Here is a 19,698-nt window from a genome sequence, read left to right as displayed (position 1 = left end):
GGCTGGGGTTGATAAGCGCGACGGCGTCGCGCGCTCCGGGGCCTACTTCTTGTTGGCGCGTCGGTTCTCTTGAATGAATTCGCTACGGAGACGGGATTTTTGCTCGTTGCTGATATCGCGAAGGGCGACGTTCTTGTCGAATTCGAGCGTGTAGGTGTAGCTGAGGGAGAAGGCATTGTCGTTGGCGCCAGGAGGGACTTCGAGATCCCAACGCAAGACTCCTTTCGGGCGTTCGAAGCGCTTGTAGTCGGAGTCGCTGCTGATTGGGTGGCTCATTTCGCCGAGGGCGACACGTAGGCTGGCGGTGTCTTCCATGAATGGCGTGCGCTCGCGCAGGCGGAGGTTGACGGGTGTGGTCTTGAAGTTGTCGATCACGACATCGGAGCTGATGGTGACCTGGCGGTTGCCGCCTTGAACGGTTTCGGTGCGGTCGATGAGGCTACGGCGGGCACGGAGTTGGCCGTCGACGCCAAAGCCGAGCGTGAAGTTCCGCCCGCGGGCGATGGTTGGAATTTCAGTGCGGCCGGTGAATTCACCGTCGAGGAAGACATTGACCTGCCCGCCTAACAGATCGTGGTTCGACTCGTTGGTCAGCTCGGCTTCGCGGAAGACGGCGGAGGTGAGGATCGGGGAGGCGACATGATAGAAGGCGGCGCTGCTGTTGTGACGGAGCACGGGAACCATTTGTTGATCGCGGCGGCTGACAAGCGTCACGGGAGACTCAAGCGCGTAGCGGATGCTGAGGTCCTCTTCGGTTCCGTTGTCGCGCATCAGGCGCAGTTCGCTGAGGCGTTCGGACAACTCGATGAGTTGGACGCTGGCGGCGGACTCGTTGGCTTTGAAGTTGTCGGCGGAATTTTCATCGATCGACTTGCCGCGAAATTGCGAGAGCATGGCGGCCTTTTTGTCTTCTTGGGCGCGGTTGTAGGTGGCGACTCGATTGGGATTATTGATGGTGGAGTCGTCTTCACTGACACCGACGTAGAGGGGTGTCAGGCGGGGATTGTAGGCGCTGGTTTTAGGAGACGCGGTGGAAAGGGCGAGCGAGGCTTCCTTCCAGTCCTCGCCGCTGACCTGATGGATGATGGCGTTGAACTCGATCTCGAGTGCGTTGTCAGCGGTGTTGGCCCGGACGTTGTAGAGAGGCGACCAACCGCAGTCCTTGACGAGGTAGTTGAGGTGAAGGGACGCCGGGCCGGCTTCCTTCTTTTCGATGAAGACAATGGCATCGAAAGTGGCGGGAGGACCGGCGGCGAGCTTTTCGCGCTGCTTGCGCAGTTCGCCTAGCTCGAGGGTGTCGTCTTCAATGCTGCTGCTCATCGTCATGATTTCCTGCGAGGCTCGTTCGTATTCGCGGAAATGCATCTGAGTGACGGCTTCGAGTTGATCAGCCTGGATGACACCGTGGGTCATTTCCTGAGTCGCGGCAGGGGCGACGAAGTTTTCGAGTCCGCGAAGGTATTCCTGACGGATGCGGCGCAGGGCGATTTCGTTTTTGGAGGTGGCGATCTTGCGGCTGAGTGTGCGGATGGCGTCGTCGAGTTCGGTGACCTGGCTGGCGAGCTTTGAGGCTTCTTCGGGTGGGCGGCTTCGGCAGCTCACGGAGCGAACCATGGCCCCTTCGACTCGATCGGCATGAACCGAAGTGGGGTCGGTGGCGGTCGGAAGGGAGGTGACGACGAGTTCGAAGGTGCCGGTTTTGGCGGCTGGTAGTTCGACGCGCCGGGTGACGATGGCGGTGCCTTGATAGAGGGTGACTTCCTTGATCGTCCCGGTGATATCCGGCGAAGTGGAATGAGTTTCAACGGGTGGGACCTGAGGGCTCTCTTCCTGGGCAGAAGCAAGCTGAGGAAGGGTGAAGGTAAGGATGAGTGCAGTAAATCGAATCATGATCGCAAATGGCTTAGCCTCAGGGATAGCGGTGGCCGGGTCGTCATTTGTCCTTCGTTTCGGTGAATACAGGACGAAGGGTCTCAAAGGTTGTGATCACATGGGCCAGGTCCTGAGGATGGAAGGGCTTGTCGATGATTGGACGTGGCCGCAGCTTGTGATTTCGGCCAGGATGTGAAGTATTGCGATTTATGAAGAAGAGTGGCTGTTCTTGGCTTGGACCCCTTCTGATCCTGGGCGCTGGACTGGTGGTGGCCTTCGAGCCGCCTACGGCGCCGGAGCGCCGAGCTGCCGTGGGTCCGCTGTCGGGTTTGGATCCTTCGATGAAGCGGGCATTCACGGATGGGGGCGAGTATCAGGCCAAGATCGCGCCGCGTTCCATCGACTGGCTGGCGTCTCATGAGGAAGAGGGCCAGAGCTACCGGGAGTGGCTGGATTCGGATCCCAATCTGCCGGGGCAGGGTCGGCGGAAGCTCTACATTCTGCCGCTCGGGGACTTCGACGGGACGGCGCCCGACCTTGGGAAGCTGCAACGCTATGCTGAGGCTTATTTCTATCCGATGAAAGTCGGGCTGTTGCCGAAGGAGCCGGACTCTGCGGTCAAAGCGCGTTCAAGGGTCAACCGGATGTCGGGCAAGAAGCAGTGGAACAGTCGTGACATCCTCGGCTGGTTGCCAAGGCAGTTGCCGGCGGACGGCTATGCCATGCTTGCGGTGACGATGACCGATCTCTTTCCGGATGAGAACTGGAACTTCGTCTTCGGTCAGGCCTCGATCAAGAATCGCGTGGGGATCTTTAGTTTCGCTCGCTATCACCCTTCCTGGTCGGGGGGGATGGTTGATGAAAATACGGAGAAGCTAGTACTTCGTCGTGCGGCAAAGATCCTGACTCATGAAATGGGTCACATGTTTGGGATTCGTCATTGCATTTATCACGAGTGCAACATGAACGGCGCGAACCATCTGGAGGAGGCGGATTCGACGCCGATGCACCTTTGCCCGGTGTGTCTGAGGAAACTGCAGCGGGCCAGTCGTGGGGATCCGGCGGCGAGGTATGCGAGGCTGGCCGTGTTTTACGGCGTCAATGGACTGGATGAAGAAAAGGAATGGGTGGAAGATCGCGAAGGCGAGATCCGCTCCGCGAAGTAAGCGGGCGGTCCGTGCTCGCTTCGCCGTGCGGGCAGTGGTCTTCGCCTGGCCTGGGCCTACAGTTCATCCGGACCCCAGCCGATGGCGATAATATCGTCGATCTGGAGATAGGCTTTCCCTTCCGTCGTCACCCCGTAAGAAAGCGCGACGACCAGCGGCGGGCCTCGGTCTTCCATCAGGAGTGTGAAGACTTCATCGGGAAACCCAGCCTTGCGGGCCAGAATTTCCCGGAGGCGGGCGAGGGCGATCGAATCCTTCCTGATGTAGGCCGATTGTTCGCGGTCCGGCATCGGTGGATTTAGGATGAAACGTTCGAAGAGCGAGTCGCTTCCGGTGGGTTCGGCTGGTTTAATCGTCACTCGAAAGACTCCCTGATCGCCTTCTTCGCCACGGGCAAAGCGGCTGAAGCGGTCATCATTGAACTCGACGAAGGTTTCCCAGTCGACGAGCCAATGGTTGCCATCCCTTGAAACGGCGACGGGAAAGCCTCCGGGGAGGGTCGGTGTCGTGACACGGAAAATGTGTGCCTCTTCGGTGACTTCAAAGAGTGAGACTTCGCTGACTTCGATCGGGCCATCGTCCCAATTCTCCGATCGCTGCTTCATCTTTGGTCGAACCTTTTCAGGAAACAGGACGTAGCTGCTTCTCGCCGCCCAATCCTCTGCTTCGAGGAAGGCTCTCAAGGTTGCTTCGGGTCCCGTGATCTTGATTGGCTCCGGCTTTTCTTCAGCGGGGACGGGGTCCGGGATGTAGGTTCTGACTGGGACGGGGATGGGTTCGGGAGCTTCGACAGGTGCTTCTACTGGTTTTGCTGCGACGGCTTGAGGTTCTGGTTGCGGCTTGGGAAAGGAGCGTGCAGCGGCATAACCTCCGATGAAGGCGAGGGCTGCGGTCAGGAGGCATGAAAGCACGAGCACGGCGGCCGCAGATGTTCCCCTTCGAGAGGTGGGGAGGGGGCGAGGCGCTTCGAGTGGAAGCTGCTTGGGCGGAGGCGGGATGAAGTCTTTGAAGGGTTTGGCGGTGTCCTCGGATAGATCCGCGCTTGCGGGTTTGTCCGTTTCCAAGGGAGGCTCGATCGTCGCGGAAGGTGGCTCCGGTGGGGGTGGGGCTGCCTGGGCCGGGGCAGGCTCGGGCGGTGGGCTTGGAGCGGAGGGAGGGGTTAGCTCCGGTTCCCTTGTCGCGGGCGAAGCTGCTGGAACTGCGGTCGATGAGGTGGCTTCTGGGAAGGGCTGGAAAGCTCTGGCCGGAGGAGGCGGCGGGACGGGGAAGCCCGCTGAGATTCCAAGGGCAGGACTTGGTCCGACGATTTCGACCGCGCACTTTGGGCAGGGCCCTTGAAGTCCGGCCGCTTCCGGTGGCACCGTGAGCGAGGCGGAACAGGCAGGGCATTGGAAACGAATCACCTCCATAGTAGATTACGGGGGGAGTCTTTCAGGCTGGAGTCCGGCTGTCCATATCGGGTTCGGGTCGATTTCCTGCCAGCAAGTGTCAATTGCAGGGGAACGGATCCCGCCAGGTGATTTTGCCGATGGAGTGGGTGACGGCGACGGCGATTCGATAGTCTCTCAAGTCGGGATGGGAAGGGGAGAGCAGTCGGAAGGTTTCAAGATGTTCGATGGGAGTGTCGGCGATCCCTCGATCCCCTTCGATTCGAAGCTGTTCGGGGGGGTAGGTCAGTCCGGTGCCGAGGGCTTTGAGGATGGCTTCCTTGGCGGTCCAGATTTCCAGTAGTCGGGACGCGCGCTGGAGAGTGTCCGGGGGAAGTGTGCGCAACTCCTCGGGATGGCAGAAGACTTCGGCGCATTCGATCAAGCTTTCGGCGCGCGACCATGGTTCGAGATCGATTCCCACTGGTCCGTTCTGCGAAACAACTACGGCTGCAAGCGTTTCGGAGTGACTTAGGTTGAACTCCACATGGGCATGGGGAGGGCCGAGCATCGGTTTTCCGCCCGGGCCTTCGATCAGCGGGACCTGTTGGGGGGAGATCCCCAAGGAGCTTGCCAGAATTCTGCGCAGGCCGGCGCGAAAGGATCTCCACCGGGTCGAATCGGCTTCAAACACGAAGCGTTGGGCCCGAGCGTGCTCGTCTTCGGAAAGGATCGAGTCGTCGTCTTCGTTTCGTCCAGTTGGATGAATCAGATGAAGCACTGCGTCAGCCATTGCTGCCGGCATCGTGGGAGACATTCCCCCATCTTGTCACGGGCCAAGCTTGAAGACCTGTTCTACCCCCAGTTTGCCCCCCTACGAGATCGCGGAATGCGGGCTCTATAGATGTCATAATATAATGAAAACAAACAAGTTAAGAGAATCTTTAGCGTCGCTGAGGAACTCCGGATATTCTTGTTTCATTAACTAATCGCGATAGGCTCAGAACGCGCCTCGTGTAGGTTCTTCACCCCTCAATTCCAGCCATGTCCCATTCCCCTCTGACTCTGTCGGTCCGTTTTGCGTCAACCTTTACAGCGGAGCCCATCCAGCCGGTGCTCGATGTCTGGTTGGATGATCTCGGTTTCAGTCCGGATATCTCGTTTTCCCCGTTCAACCAGGTTTTGCAGCAATTGCTCGATCCCGGGAGTCCTCTGGCGACCAACGTGAATGGCGTGAATGTGATTCTGGTGAGAGCTGCCGACCTCGGAGCCGATACCACGGCGCGTGCCCGTTCAGCGGCAAGAGAGGTAGCGGCTGCGCTGGGTGAGGCTTCGGCAAGGGATGGCATTCAAACTCTATTGCTGGCGTGCCCGGTGGCGGAGCGGCATGAAGTCGAAGCGACGTTCATCGAGGACCTCAGCGAGCAACTGAAGGAAATGTCCGGAGTGGAGCTCTTGAAGTCCGCAGATCTAACAAGGCTCTATCCGGTGGAGAATCCGTTTGATCCCGAAGCCGATCAGTCCGCGCACATGCCTTACTCTGAAGAGATGTTTGCGGCGCTTGCGACCTTTATCGCCCGTAGGATTTCGGCAGTACGGCGGAAGCCGTACAAAGTGATTGCTGTTGATTGTGACAATACCTTGTGGACGGGAGTTTGTGGAGAGGCGGGTCCTACGGGAGTAATTGTCGATGAGCCGCGCAAGAAATTTCAACGCTTCCTGATGGCTCGTCGGGCGGAGGGTTACCTCCTTTGTCTTGTTTCGAAGAACACGCCGGAGGATGTCGATGCGGTCTTCCGGGAGCATCCGGAGATGGTGATCAAGCGCGACGCCTTTGTGGACGCCGCGATCAACTGGGACCCGAAGTCGAGTAATCTGCGGCGACTGGCGAAGACGCTGAATCTCGGCTTGGACAGCATTCTCTTTCTTGATGACAATCCTTCGGAAATCGCTGAGGTTGAGGGGAATGCACCTGCGGTCCTGGCATTGATGATTCCTGAGGATTCGGCCGAACTGCCGGATTTTGTCGAGCATCTCTGGGTCTTGGACCGGAGTGACCACACGGAGGCGGATTCACTGCGCGCCGACTTTTATCATGATGAAGCACGGCGTCGCGCGCTGAGGGAACGGACTTCGAGTTTCGAGGAATTCATTGAAGGTCTCCAGCTGCAAATGGTCATCGAGCCGCTGACCGAAGCGGACTTCAGCCGGGCGAGCCAACTGACGCAGCGGACGAATCAGTTCAATACCTGCCCGCAGCCTCGGGACGAGGCGGCGATGTTGGAAGCCTGCAAGGGAATGCGCTCCCAGCAGGTCAGGGTGCGCGATCGTTTTGGAGACTACGGCGTCGTCGGTCTGATGCTGACTCGTGAAGACGGCGGGCGTTTTTGGGCGGAGACTTTCCTCTTGAGCTGCCGTGCCCTCGGCAAGGGGGTCGAACAGCGCATGCTTCGTTATCTTGGACAGGTTGCGCAAGGACTGGATTTGGCCGAGGTCGCGATCTGGTTCAATGATACCGGGCGCAACCAGCCGGCGCGTGAATTTCTGGAAAGCGTCGAAGGGCGTTGGGAAGATGGCATGAGGATGATCCGTGCGGAAGACGCGGTGAATTGTTCCTTGATTCCGATCGTTCCGCAGACGGCGAAGCCGGTGAACGAAGTCAAGGTTCCACTCGCCGATCCGGTGCTGGTGGCCGGGATTGCCAACGGACGTCGTTCGGTGAGTGAGATCCTTGAGTGGGCTTCCGAACCGGTGAAGCCGCGCCCGGATCTCAGTGAGCGCTATCTTGCCCCCGAAGGGGAGGTGGAAACGAAGGTCGCGGCAATCTGGGCGGAAATTCTCGGACTCGAAGCCGTTGGAAGAAAGGACCGCTTCGTGGATCTCGGCGGTTCTTCGCTGCAGTTGGTCCGCGTCCATGCTTCGATTCAGCGTGCTTTTGAGCAGCGTTTTGATCTGGTTCGGATGTTCGAGAATCCGACCGTTGAAGCTCAGGCGAAACTGCTTGTTGGAGAAGAACGAGCGGGCTCGCATGATTCAGAGCCGCGCGAGACGGGCTCCGACAGCGAAGCCCTGGCGATCGTCGGCATGGCGGTGCGACTTCCCGGTGCGTCCTCTCCCGAGGAACTGTGGGAGAACCTGAAGAACGGCGTGGAGTCGGTTCAGCAATTTGATCGCTCCGAGCTGGATGTTCCGGGTGGTGAGGATGATCCGAATTTCGTCTGCGCCCGGGGACTGCTTGAACCGGAAGTCTACGAAGGTCTGGACGGTGGATTGTTTGGGATCATTCCCCGTGAAGCCGAGATCATCGACCCGCAGCAACGGGTCTTTCTCGAGCTTTGTTGGGAAGCGATGGAACGCTCCGGGTATGTCCCGGATGATGCCGAAGCGAGTGGCAATCGTGTCGGTGTCTACGCCGGTTGCTACTACGACACCTATCTCCCCCACAACATCCTCTCGGATCCCGAAACGCATCGTCGTCACCTCGCCGAAGCTCAAGTGGGGGCTCTGCAGATTGAGTTCGGTAACGACAAGGACCACCTGGCGACCCGGGTTGCCTTCAAGCTGAACCTGAAGGGCCCGAGCCTGACGGTTCAGACCGCTTGTTCGACCTCACTCGTTGCCGTGGCGCATGCAGCGATGGCCCTGCGCACCGGCCAGTGCGACATGGCACTCGCCGGAGGGGTGACCGTGACGGTGCCTCAGAAACGCGGCTATCATCATGAAGAAGGTGGCATGCTTTCACGCGATGGACACTGCCGGCCCTTCGATGCCGATAGCTCGGGAACCGTCTTCAGCAATGGAGGTGGAGTCGTGATGCTCAAGCGACTCAAGGATGCCGTGAGGGATGGTGATCACATTCACGCCGTGTTGCGCGGCTTCGGGATGAACAACGATGGGGGAGTGAAGCACAGCTACGCCGCTCCAAGTGCCGAAGGTCAGGCAGATGTGATTCGTCGTGCCCACCTTGATGCCGGAGTCGATCCGCGCACGATTTCCTACGTCGAAGCCCATGGCACGGCCACGCCGCTGGGCGACCCGATCGAAGTCACGGGATTGACTGCTGCGTTCCGCCGTTCGACCGAAGATCGGAATTTCTGTGCGCTCGGCTCGCTGAAGTCGAATCTTGGCCACCTCGATACCGCGGCCGGTGTCTGTGGTTTGATCAAGACGGTTTTGTCGATGGAACATGGAGCGCTTCCACCCTTGCTTCATTTCGAAAAGGCCAACCCGCGCATCGATTTCGAGAACTCGCCTTTCTATGTGAATGATCAGCTCCGTCCGTGGGCTGCGGAAGGAGACACGCCGCGTCGTGCGGGCGTCAGTTCGTTTGGAGTGGGCGGAACGAACGTCCACGTGGTGATTGAAGAAGCTCCGCGGAATGTCACGCCGCGTGACGTTCCCGAGGGCGAGCGCTTGTGGGTGTTTTCCGGAAGGACGGACGAGGCGCTGGATCAATTTGCCGAGCGTCTCGCGACACACGCCGACTCCGCGAAGGCGGAAGACTTTGCGGTGGCTGCCCGCAGTCTGGCAGTTGGACGGAAGGAGATGGTGCGCCGAGCCGCGGTGGTGGCGCGTGATTGGAAGTCGCTGGCTGAATCGCTGCGGGCGAGGAAATTCCAGAAAGCCGAATCGGCCGGTTCGAATCCTGAGATGGTCTGGACCTTCCCCGGGCAGGGAGCCCAGCACCCGGGGATGACGGCCGATCTCTATCAGGCGGAGCCCGGCTATCGGGCCGACATTGATCGCTGTAGTGAGTTTCTGAAGCCGCTTCTCGGCGAGGATCTGCGTGAGACGCTTTTTGCCGAGGATGGGGGAGACGCCGCCGAGCGCTTGAAGCGCACCGTGATGGCCCAGCCGGCGATCTTCGTGGTCGAGTGGGCGCTGGCACGACAGTGGGCGCGCTGGGGTTTTCAGCCGGAGATGATGATCGGCCATAGTGTCGGAGAGTTTACGGCGGCCTGCCTTGCCGGAGTGTTTTCGCTCGAGGATGGCCTTGGTTTGCTTGCTGCTCGTGGTCGTTTGATGGGAGAGCTTCCCGGCGGTTCGATGCTTTCTGTTAGAATGTCACCCGAAGCACTGCGCCGACGTCTGCCCGGTCATCTTGATCTTGCGGCTTGTAACGGTCCGGAGCTTTGCGTGGTTGCTGGTGAAAGGGACGCCGTGGCGGACTTTGCTGCCGAGCTCGAAGTTGAGGGTGTCAATGTGCGGGAGCTTCACACCTCCCATGCTTTCCACAGCCGGATGATGGATGAAGTGGTGCCGCGTTTCCGCGAAGTGATCGAGAAGATTGAACTGAGTGCACCCTCCGTGCCGATTCTTTCCACCGTGACGGGTGAGGTGCTTACCGAAGCACAGGCCACGGATCCCGGCTATTGGGCGGGGCACTTGCGACAGACGGTGGATTTCCACGGCGCGCTTGAAGCGGCTGCGAGCATGAAGGAAGGGCGGATCTATCTTGAGATTGGTCCAGGCCAGACGCTGACCACGCTGGCCCGGCAGACCCTGGGCCGTCGCGCGGCGGGTTGCCTGCCAAGCTGCGAGCACCCTGCTTCCGGAGCTCCGGATCGCGCGCGGATGCTGCAATCGCTTGGCGATCTTTGGGCGCGTGGCTTGTCGGTCGACTGGAACCTCATCCATGAAGGAGTGCCGGCGCTGAGGGTGCCGCTTCCGACCTATCCTTTCCAGCGCAAGCGACACTGGATCGAGAGCAGGTTGCTGGATCTGCCCGTGGTTTCCCCATTGCCTGTGATGGCGGTCGAGGTGATCGAGGAAGTGGTTGTCACCGATCCGAATCTCTCCCGCGCGGATGCCTTGATGGCCCAGTCGCGCCAGGTGCTTGAGGATCTTTCAGGGATCCCTGCCGAGGAAATGGAAGCCGGAGCGAGTTTCCTCGAGCTGGGATTCGATTCGCTGCTGCTGACCCAGGCTGCTCGTGAGTTGCAGAAGGCATTCGGAGTACCGATCGCCTTCCGCGACCTGATGCAGGGTTTTCCGAACCTCGGGGAACTGGTAACGCATCTTGAGGCGAACTCGACTGCGGAAGTCGATGCTCCAAGTACGGCGAAACCCGTAGCTGCGCCCGTGCCCGTCGTGTCCGATGGCGAGCCGGAGGAGGAATCCGGAGTCTCCGGACCGCGGACACGGATCGACAAGGTTTCGACAAGTGACGAGCTGACCTCCCAACAGCGTCAGCATCTTGATGCCTTGGTAAAGAGCTATTGCGAGCGGACGGCGAAGTCCAAGTCCCTGACCCAGGAACACCGCAAGTGGCTCGCGGATGCGCGGACCGTCAATGGATTCAACCGTCTCTGGAAAGAGATGGTCTACCAGGTGGTGGCAACGAAGATGAAGGGCTGCCGGATGTGGGATGTGGACGGCAACGAATACATCGACATGGTCAACGGCTTTGGTCCGAACTTCCTCGGGCACTCGCCGGATTACGTGACCGAGGCGATTCAGGAGCAGCTGGCCACCGGATTGGAAATCGGTCCGCAGTGCGAAGTCGCGATGGAGACGGCCAAGTTGTTCTGCGAGGTGACGGGCAACGAGCGGGTCTGCTTTCTCAATACGGGATCGGAAGCGGTTCAGGCGGCAATGCGGATTGCCCGAACGGTGACCGGTCGCGACAAGATCCTCGTCTTTGACAAGGACTACCATGGCAACTTCGACCCGGTGCTGGTTCGCAGTGTCGGCAAGGGTGCCCGGCGTCGCACCTTGCCGCTGGCTCCAGGAATTCCCGAGTCGGCGGTGGCGGACGTGATCGTGGTGCCGTGGGGCAAGCCCGAAGCGCTCGAGATGATTCGCGAGCTTGCCGGCGAACTGGCCGCCGTGCTCGTCGAGCCGGTGCAGAGTCGCCAACCCGAGCTGATCCCGATCGACTTCGTTCACGAGGTGAAGAAGATCAGTGAGGAGAACGGCTTCCTGCTCGTCTTCGACGAAGTGATCACGGGAATACGGCAGGGCCCGCGTGGAGCGCAGGAACTCTACGGGATCAAGGCGGACCTGGTGACCTATGGAAAGGTTTTTGGTGGTGGTGCGCTGCCGATCGGTATCGTCGGCGGCAAGGCCGAATACATGGACACTTTTGATGGCGGTCAGTGGCAGTTTGGCGATGATTCCTTTCCAGAGAAGGACGTCACCTTCTTTGCCGGCACCTTCGTCCGCCTTCCCCTGGCGATGGCAGCCTGCCGGGCCGTGCTCAAGCACGTCCAGGCGCAGCCGGAAAGCTACTGGAAGGACATTGGTCGGCGCGCTGATCGACTGGCCAACACGGTCGACCGGATGTTCAAGGACAACGGCATCGACATCAGCATGGTGAACTTCAATTCGCAGATGTATCTGCGGATCGGTGACGGGGCCAAACATGGCAACCTGATCTTCTATCATCTGCGCAAGCGGGGCGTGTTCGCGATGGAGGGTCTGCCATTTTATCTAACAGCCGCGCACACGGATGCGGATGTGGACCTTGTGATCACCGCCTTTGGTGAGGCGATCACCGAGCTTCAGGACGGAGGCTTTTTCCCAAAACCGGAAGTTCTGGAAGTGGCCGTAGCGCTGGAAGACGGCGTGCGTGGACCATTCCCGATGACCGAACCCATGGCGGAAATCTGGCTGGCTTCATTGCTGGGTGAGGAGGCGAATCTTGCCTTCAACGAGATGCTTCAGCTTCGTTTGAACGGACCGGTGAATCTCCAGGTGGCGAAGGAATCGATTCAGGATCTGGTTGATCGTCACGACGCGCTTCGGCTCAGGGTTCCTGATGAACAGGTGGCTGGATTCGTGATTGATCCGGTGCAGCGCGCCGTCGTGATCGAGGAAGACTTCGCGGATGAATCTGATCCGGAAGCCGCCTTGGTGGCATCCGGGATTCGCCAGCGGAAGACGCCTTTTGATCTGACCACGGGGCCGGTGTTCCGGGTCGTGATGGCCAGGCTGTCGGATGAAGAAGTGGTGCTGCAATTCGTGGCCCACCATCTGGCCGCCGACGGGTGGTCGTTTGAAGTGCTGATCGAGGATTTCACCCGCTGCTACGAGGCGCGATTGAAGGGCAGGAAAGTTCACTTGAAAGTGCCACCTTCCATTGTGGACCGTGCTTTGCGTGAGGTTCGTGAGTCGGCTGGAAGTGAAGAGGCGCTCCAGTGGTGGACGGAACTCTTCAAGGATGGTGTGCCTGAGGTCGAGCTTCCTTTGCAGCGTGGATACGGGGCGACTCCGAGTTACGCGTCGTCGACCTGCGAGGTGATGCTCGATGCGGAAACCTTCGCGCGGATGCGTCAATTGGCTCGTGATTGTGGTGGCACGCTGAACAGTACTTTACTCGCCGGTTTTCAGGCGCTTCTCCACAAGTTGAGTGGTCAGGACCGTTTCGTCATGACCTTCCCTTCGGCTGGTCAGATGGAAGACGGTGACGAGCAACTGGTCGGGCATTGTGTCAACTTTCTGCCACTGCTGGCCGAAGTGGATCCGAAAAAATCCTTCAAGGAGCTGGTTGGGCGCGCATCGACGGCGCAGATGGATGCGCTTGAGCACGGCAAATTGACCTATGGTCGCTTGCTGCGGGCGCTGAAGCTGGGTCGCGACGGTGGACGTCGCCCGATGATGGAAGTGATCTTCAACCTCGAACCGTCAGGTGATCCCGGAACCTTCGGGGGGCTGACATCACGCGTGGAGACGGTTCCCGCCTGTTACAGTAACTCGACGATTTTCCTCAACATGATGCAGCAGCCCGATGGCCTGTTGCTTTCATCGACGTATAATAGCGAGCTGATTGATGAGGCGACGATGCGTCATTGGCTTGAGGCCTTGAGCAAGCTGCTGGTCGATGCTGCCAGTGACCCGACGCAGGCCGTTGTGGATCTGACATTGCTTGATACATCCGCAGTTGAGATGATCGGCGAGTGGTCGAAAGGGAGGGAAGTTGAAGTGAGTGGTTCTGTTGGCCATCGCTTCCGTGAGATTTGCAAGGCAAGGGCCGGGCAGACCGCGCTGACTTGGAAGCAGGGATCGTGGACTTATGAAGAGCTTGGTTCGAGGGTTTCGGCGCTTGCCGCCGTGCTCAGGTCAAGGGGTGTCGAGCCGGGCGACCGGGTGGGAATCCTGCTTTCCCGTGGTCCTGATTTGATGGCTTCGATCCTCGGAGTGCTTGAAGCGGGTGGATGCTATGTTCCGCTCGATCCGGGATTTCCGGATGCACGCCAGAAGGAAATTCTCGCGGATGCCGGAGTGAAGGCCGTGATCGCGGCGAATCCGGTTGAAGGTTATCAGACCATCGACCCCGTTGCGGCTCCAAGCCAAGAGGTCTTGCCTTTGACTGCAGGTTCGAATGATCCGGCCTATGTGATGTATACCTCCGGGTCCACCGGCAAGCCGAAAGGAGTGGTGGTTCCGCATCGCGGCATCCTTCGCCTGATCAAGGATTGTGATTACTGTGAACTTAGTCATGAGGAAGTGATGCTTCAGGCTTCGACTGTCGCCTTTGATGCCTCGACTTTTGAGATTTTCGGAGCCCTGCTCAACGGCGGACGGCTGGTCTTGCTCGATGAAGCAGAAACCACACTGGCAGGTATTGCCCGCACGGTTCGCGAAGAGAAGGTGTCGACTCTTTGGCTGACGGCTGGATTGTTTGAATTGATGGTGGAAGAGCATCTGGACGACCTGCGCGGGGTGCGCCAGTTGCTTGCGGGAGGTGATGTGCTGTCTCCCTCGCATGTGAAGCGAGCCTTTGAAGGATTGCCCGGGACGAAGATCATCAACGGCTATGGTCCGACGGAGAACACCACGTTCACCGCTTGTCATTTGGTGAGGGAGTCCGATCTCGATGGTACGCCTTTGCCGATCGGCAAGGTGATTTCAGGAGGCTTTGTCGACATCGTCGATGAGGCCGGAGCTCCTGTGCCGATCGGCGTGCCCGGTGAGTTGCGCTGCGGTGGCATGGGTCTCGCGCTCGGATACCTCGGGCGGCCTGATCTCACTGCGGAACGATTCATCGAAACCGAGAAGGGGACGATGTATCGGACGGGAGACCTGTGTCGTTGGATGCCGGATGGAAGCATCGGTTTCGTGGGCCGCCGTGACTTGCAGGTGAAGCTGCGCGGTTACCGGATCGAGCTTGGGGAAATTGAAGCGGCGATGAAGGAGCATCCCGCCGTGAGCCAGTGCAAGGTGACGGTTCGAGGCAGTGGCGCGGGTGGTAAACGACTGCTTGCCTGGTATGTGACAAGTGACGGCAAGGATCTCGCCGTTGCCGGGCTTTCCGCCTGGTTGGGTCGGAGTTTGCCCGGCTACATGCGACCGGATCGAATCATGCAGGTGGAAGCGATGCCGCTCAATCGGAATGGCAAGGTGGTGGTGGCGGAACTGCCTGAACCCGGTCTCGAGGTCGGCCGCCAACAACGTGCTCCTGAAGGAGAGACCGAGGTCAAACTCGCTGAAATCTGGTGCGAGTTGCTGGGGCTCGATTCGGTCGGGCGTGATGATGATTTCTTCGAGCTTGGTGGAAACTCGCTGGGTGGCCTGCGAATGTTCGCCCGGATTCGGCGTGAGTTTGGCGTCCTGCTTCCGCTGGCGATGCTGCTGCGTGCCAAGAATATCCGCGCGCTCGCGATGGGTATCGATTCCAAGCTCGATCCCGAGCGTTCCATCGCGCCAAGACGAAGTGATCATCTTGCCGAAGTGCAGGCAAGTGGTGACAAGCCGCCGGTGTTTGCGGTTCACGGTGGCGATGGAGGCGTGCTTTTCTATCGGGAAATGGCCGAGCGGCTGCCGAAGGACCGACCCTTCTTTGCGATCGAGTCACCGGATCTCGGACACAACGAAGAAATCATCGTCGCTTCGATCGAGTCGACGGCAGCGAAGTATGTCGGCTTGCTGCGCGAGAAGCAGCGAAGCGGTCCGTATCTTCTGGCCGGCTATTCCTACGGGGGAGTGGTTGTTTATGAAATGGCGCGTCAGCTTACCGCTGCGGGTGAGGAAGTGCCGTTCGTGGGCCTCTTTGACACCGTGAACCCTGCGGCGGAGATGCGTCCGTATGCGCTATCCGAGCGGATGTCGGTTTACTGGAACGCTCAGGCCGACAAGCCGCTGATCGGGCGGATCGCCAGTCTGGCGAGCCGCTTCAAAGATGGCGTGGAGACCCACCTGAGGGTGAAGTCGGAAGTGGCGGCGGCGAAGAGCTCGGCTGCTGCGGAAGCTCACACGGAACTGCGTGCAATCCAGCTCCGCGAGGCGCACGAGCAGGCGATGAGGGCTTTCGAGCCGAAGCCATTCGACGGCACCTTGACTCTGTTCCGTGCGGAAGCGGTGAATGACAAATTTGCGATTCCCGACGATTACGGCTGGAGCTCCTTGGTCAAGGAACTGCGGATCGTCGAGGTTCCCGGCCAGCATTTGACGATGTTCGATTCAGGCCACGTGGAGCCTTTGGCGAATTCGTTTTCCAAGGCGATTCAAGACCTGGCCGGCGGTCGTGAGAGGATGGGGTAAGTCTTTTTAGAAAACTGCCATCAGGGGTTCGGGGATTCCGCTTCTTTCGGAGCTGGGAATTCGAAGTGGATTTCGGCAAAAAGCCGTAAACTTCGAAGAATTTCCCTTCCATGGTAAGAAAAGGGTGGGGAGCCTACGCGATTTCGCAGGGTCAACTTTTTGAAATACCCTTGTGAATAACTTAATTTTCTTAGATACTTTTCCTTAGTTCACCTCAATGACCCCCCCGAACCGATGCCTTTCGAAGCTGGTGGTTCTGTCTGCGATTCTGATTTTTCTTGGGATTGATGACAGAGCCCATGGCCAGCTATTGGAGACGCCCCTCGACGTAGAAGTCGAGCCGCGGGCGGATGACCGGGTGGGCGGGCTGCTGGAAGTCGAGCGGATCGAGGACACTTTGATGGATCCTTCGAATCAAACCGAAGGCGAAACGCTGAAGGAAGGGGGCTGGGATCTCGGTCTCGTGGTTTCCGCGGCTTACGACGACAACATTTTCCTCAGTGCCAATAATCCTCAGGCAGACTTGGTGTTCCGCATTACTCCGAGGATCGCCTATGTTCTGGGCAATGCCGAGAGTGAGGAGGGGGCCTACGTTCGTTTTGACTACCGTCCGACAGGGGTGATCTACGTTGAAAACGGAAACGATAGCCGGATCGATGAGAGCGTCAGCTTGGCGGCCGGGATCCAAGGTGAGAAGACGTCGGTCGCTTTTGTGGGCGAGTATCTGCGGCTGGGTGATGCGATTCCAGACACCGGCACCCAAACGGACCGACGGGAGTATGCTGTCGAGATTCGCGCGGCCTACTCGGTGACTTCGAAAGTGGCGTTGGAAGTCGCTGGTGGAGCCTACGGGACCGACTACGAGGTCAAGAGTCTATCGAGCACGCGCGATCGCTTTGCTGATCTGGGCATACGATATGCGTATTCGCCGAAGACCGAGGTGGCCCTGATTTATCGAGTGGGTCGGGCCGAGGTCACGAATTCCGGTGATCAGACCTTTCACCGTTTGACCGCGAACATGGCCTGGAAGCCACGACAGAAGATTTCCGTCAATCTCGAAGCCGGCATCGAGCACCGGACCTTTGATTTGGGATCGGACAACTATCCGGTCGTCGATCTGCGGGTCGCGTGGGAAGCTCGCGAAGGCACCGATATCTACTTTGGTGCTTATCGTCGTGAGGAGGTATCCGCTTTTCTCACCGGGCAAAACTACAGTCTGGCCGGAGTTGTCGCTGGCATTTCCGAGCGGCTCAGCGAGACTTGGATTTTTCGATTGGAAGGAGGCTTCGAAAAGACCTCCTATTCACGTGTCTCCGGCACAGGACCTGCAGGACGGCGGGACAATATTTACTTCATCCGGCCCAGCCTGGAGCATGAAATCGACGACCGCTTCAATCTGGCCTTCTATTATCAGTTCTCCCAAGATCGATCGAACCAGAGTGGTTTTGGTTATACCGACAACCAGATTGGCGTCAGTGCCGGATACGATTTTTAACCCCCGCAAAACGAAACGATGACCCCTCGATTTTTGACATTCATCCTTCTTGCCCTGCTCGGCGCTCCGCTCGGGTTCGGACAGGAGGCCGCCACCGCCTCAGGCACGATCGGTAGTCGCGACAGCGTTGAGGTTCGGGTTTTCCGAGAAGATGATCTCACCACCCGGGCGCAGCTTTCCGAGTCGGGAACGATTTCGATGCCCTTGATTGGCAATGTTCGGATCGCCGGGATGTCGACGGATTCGGCGGCCCGCTTGATCGAAGGAAAGCTTCGAGATGGCTACCTCGTCCGGCCCGAAGTGACGGTCTCGATTACCTCGCGTGTCCGCAAGACCGTGACCGTGCTTGGCAAGGTGCAGAGTCCCGGAGTGTTCCGCCTCGATCCGAACCGGAGCTTGACCCTGGCGGAAGCGATCGGCATGGCGGGCGGACTTCAGAGAATCGCCAACAGCAAGAAGCTGACGCTCACCCGCCGCGGTGCAAGCGAGCCGATGATCATCAATTTCAAGGACATTGCCTCCGGCCGCCTCAAGGACATTCCGCTGTCCGATGGCGACATCATCAACATTCCGGAAAGCCTGTTCTAATCCCCCCCAGCGAACATGAAACATCTCATTTCGAAATCGAGCCGCCCGCACGAGGCGACCCTTGCGACCTCGGATCCAAGGCAGGATCCCACGTTCTACCTGCCGAAGGTCGAACCTTCACGATTCATTGGAACCCTGCTTCGACGCGGCTGGATCATCCTGCTGTGCGGGCTGCTCGCAGGAGTGGCCGCCTGGGTGTTCTTCTCAAAGATGCCCAAGACCTACCTTTCCACCGGATCGGTTTACGTCAGTACGCAAGCACCGCAGGTGCTGGATATCCAAGCGATCGCGACGGAGGAATCGCGCGACCTTGAGCAACTTCATTCGGTCGAGCAGGACATGTTTTCGACGACGGTGTTGCTGCGTGTCATTGAGAAGCACGGGTTGCTTGGCGATCCGACATTTTCGCCCAAGGCGAAGACCGAGCAGGAAGTGCTCGAGGTGCTGGGCAAGCGAGTGAATGTCGAGCTCGTCCGCGGTAGCCGGAACATCGAAGTCTCGGTCGAGGATACGGATCCTGAGCGTGCGCGACAGTTGGTCGAGTCGATCGTTTCCGAGTATGAAGAAGCGAGTGACGAGCGCCGCGACGACATCACCCACCAAGCCGGCATTGGACTGGCGCGGGAAGAGCAGCGTCTTCTTGAGCGAATGGAAATGTCTGCACAGAAGGTGGAGGATTTCCGTAAAACCAAGGCGGTGCCAGGTCTTGGCGATCTTTCTGCCGGTGGAAGTCTGAGCAACGAGCTTTCCACTTTGAGTGCGCAGTTGACGGCTGCCAAAGCCGAACGCCTGCGCCTGGAAGCCGAGTTTCAGGCCTTTGAGGCTTTTGATGCAGATAACCCGGATGCCCTGGCCGGGCTGGGTCGAAGCGATCATGCCGCGGAAGTCATTTCACTGGTGCGCGCTTTGCGCGACAAGGAGGTCGAGTTCGAGCGGATCAAGGAGCGCTATTTGCACAAGCATCCCGTTTACAAAGAGATGGCCAATGAGATCGCCGGACTCGAAAGAGCGCTTGCTGCCGCGGTCCGGACCGCGGGCGAGGCGGTGAGCAAGGGTTATCGGATTGCCGTGGAACAACAGAACAAGCTCGCGGCGGAAGTGGAACTTGCGCGGAACTCCGCCGTCGATGTGGAAGGGGTACGTGCGGAGTTCGCCATGCTAACTCGCGAGGCCGATGCCGACCGGGAGCTGCATGCCTCGGTGGCCAAGCGCTTGCGGGAAACCAGCCTTTCAGCGGCGGTGCCGACTTCCGTCCTGAGTTGGAGAGAGCGGCCGCTGGCTCCGGAGAAGGCCTCTGGCCCGCGCAAAAAGCTTTTGGTTCCTGCGGTCGCCATGGGTGGGTTTGTTCTTGGTCTGCTGCTCGTCGTCGGTCTGGAACTTGGTGACCACCGGGTTCGCGATGCCGCTGCGGTGAGCCGCGCCACCGGCGTGCCCTTGTTGGCCAGAGTGCCGCAAATGGCAGATGCCAATGGCATGGTACTGATCGCCGATCCGACCTCGGCCGCCTCGGAGTCCTTCCGTCGACTGCGCTCGATGCTGATGCCACCGGGCGCGGATGATCGCTTGCAGACCGTGCTTTTCACCAGTGCTCGAAACGGCGAAGGGAAATCCCTCTGCGCGCTGAACCATGCCGTCTCACTGGCGATGCAGGGTTATCGGACCTTGTTGCTTGATGCGGATTTGCGAAGCCCCGGACTGAGCCGGGAGCATCTGATGGAAGGTCATACCC

The 19,698-nt window shown here is 59.2% G+C and carries 8 protein-coding genes; 5 read left to right on the top strand and 3 right to left on the bottom strand.

Annotation, left to right across the window (positions count from 1 at the left end; genetic code table 11):
* Nucleotides 1–42: 42 nt before the first annotated feature.
* On the bottom strand, nt 43–1,890 hold the full coding sequence (locus WBG04_RS17860; RefSeq protein WP_424316067.1) for a DUF4139 domain-containing protein: 1,848 nt from the start codon (nt 1,888–1,890) through the stop codon (nt 43–45).
* Nucleotides 1,891–2,213: 323 nt separating this feature from the next.
* On the opposite strand from WBG04_RS17860, the gene WBG04_RS17855 reads away from it, so the two are divergent.
* Complete coding sequence (locus WBG04_RS17855; RefSeq protein ID WP_424316066.1) at nt 2,214–3,038, top strand: archaemetzincin; 825 nt, start codon at nt 2,214–2,216, stop codon at nt 3,036–3,038.
* A gap of 56 nt (nt 3,039–3,094) precedes the next feature.
* On the opposite strand, the gene WBG04_RS17850 is transcribed toward WBG04_RS17855, so the two are convergent.
* The gene (locus tag WBG04_RS17850) at nt 3,095–4,102 is read right to left on the bottom strand and encodes a hypothetical protein (protein ID WP_424316065.1); all 1,008 of its coding nucleotides are present in this window, start codon (nt 4,100–4,102) and stop codon (nt 3,095–3,097) included.
* A gap of 424 nt (nt 4,103–4,526) precedes the next feature.
* Complete coding sequence (locus WBG04_RS17845) at nt 4,527–5,198, bottom strand: 4'-phosphopantetheinyl transferase family protein (protein WP_424316064.1); 672 nt, start codon at nt 5,196–5,198, stop codon at nt 4,527–4,529.
* A gap of 251 nt (nt 5,199–5,449) precedes the next feature.
* Here WBG04_RS17845 and WBG04_RS17840 point away from each other — a divergent pair, with 251 nt between their 5' ends.
* From WBG04_RS17840 to WBG04_RS17825, 4 genes are all read left to right on the top strand, one after another.
* Nucleotides 5,450–15,886 (top strand): amino acid adenylation domain-containing protein, encoded by a 10,437-nt coding sequence (locus tag WBG04_RS17840; RefSeq protein ID WP_424316063.1) that lies wholly within the window; start codon nt 5,450–5,452, stop codon nt 15,884–15,886.
* A 217-nt stretch (nt 15,887–16,103) separates the two neighbouring features.
* Nucleotides 16,104–17,381: a hypothetical protein gene (locus WBG04_RS17835; RefSeq protein WP_424316062.1), complete on the top strand. Its 1,278-nt coding sequence runs from the start codon at nt 16,104–16,106 to the stop codon at nt 17,379–17,381.
* 18 nt (nt 17,382–17,399) lie between these two features.
* A complete protein-coding gene (locus WBG04_RS17830; RefSeq protein WP_424316061.1) occupies nt 17,400–17,969 on the top strand; it encodes a polysaccharide biosynthesis/export family protein in 570 nt (189 codons plus the stop codon).
* Nucleotides 17,970–17,984: 15 nt separating this feature from the next.
* A partial coding sequence (locus WBG04_RS17825; RefSeq protein ID WP_424316060.1) for a GumC family protein occupies nt 17,985–19,698 on the top strand: 1,714 nt, incomplete at its 3' end.

This window comes from Haloferula sp., assembly GCF_049672945.1.
Lineage (GTDB): Bacteria > Verrucomicrobiota > Verrucomicrobiia > Verrucomicrobiales > Akkermansiaceae > Haloferula.
This window is presented reverse-complemented; position numbering and strand designations above follow the sequence as displayed.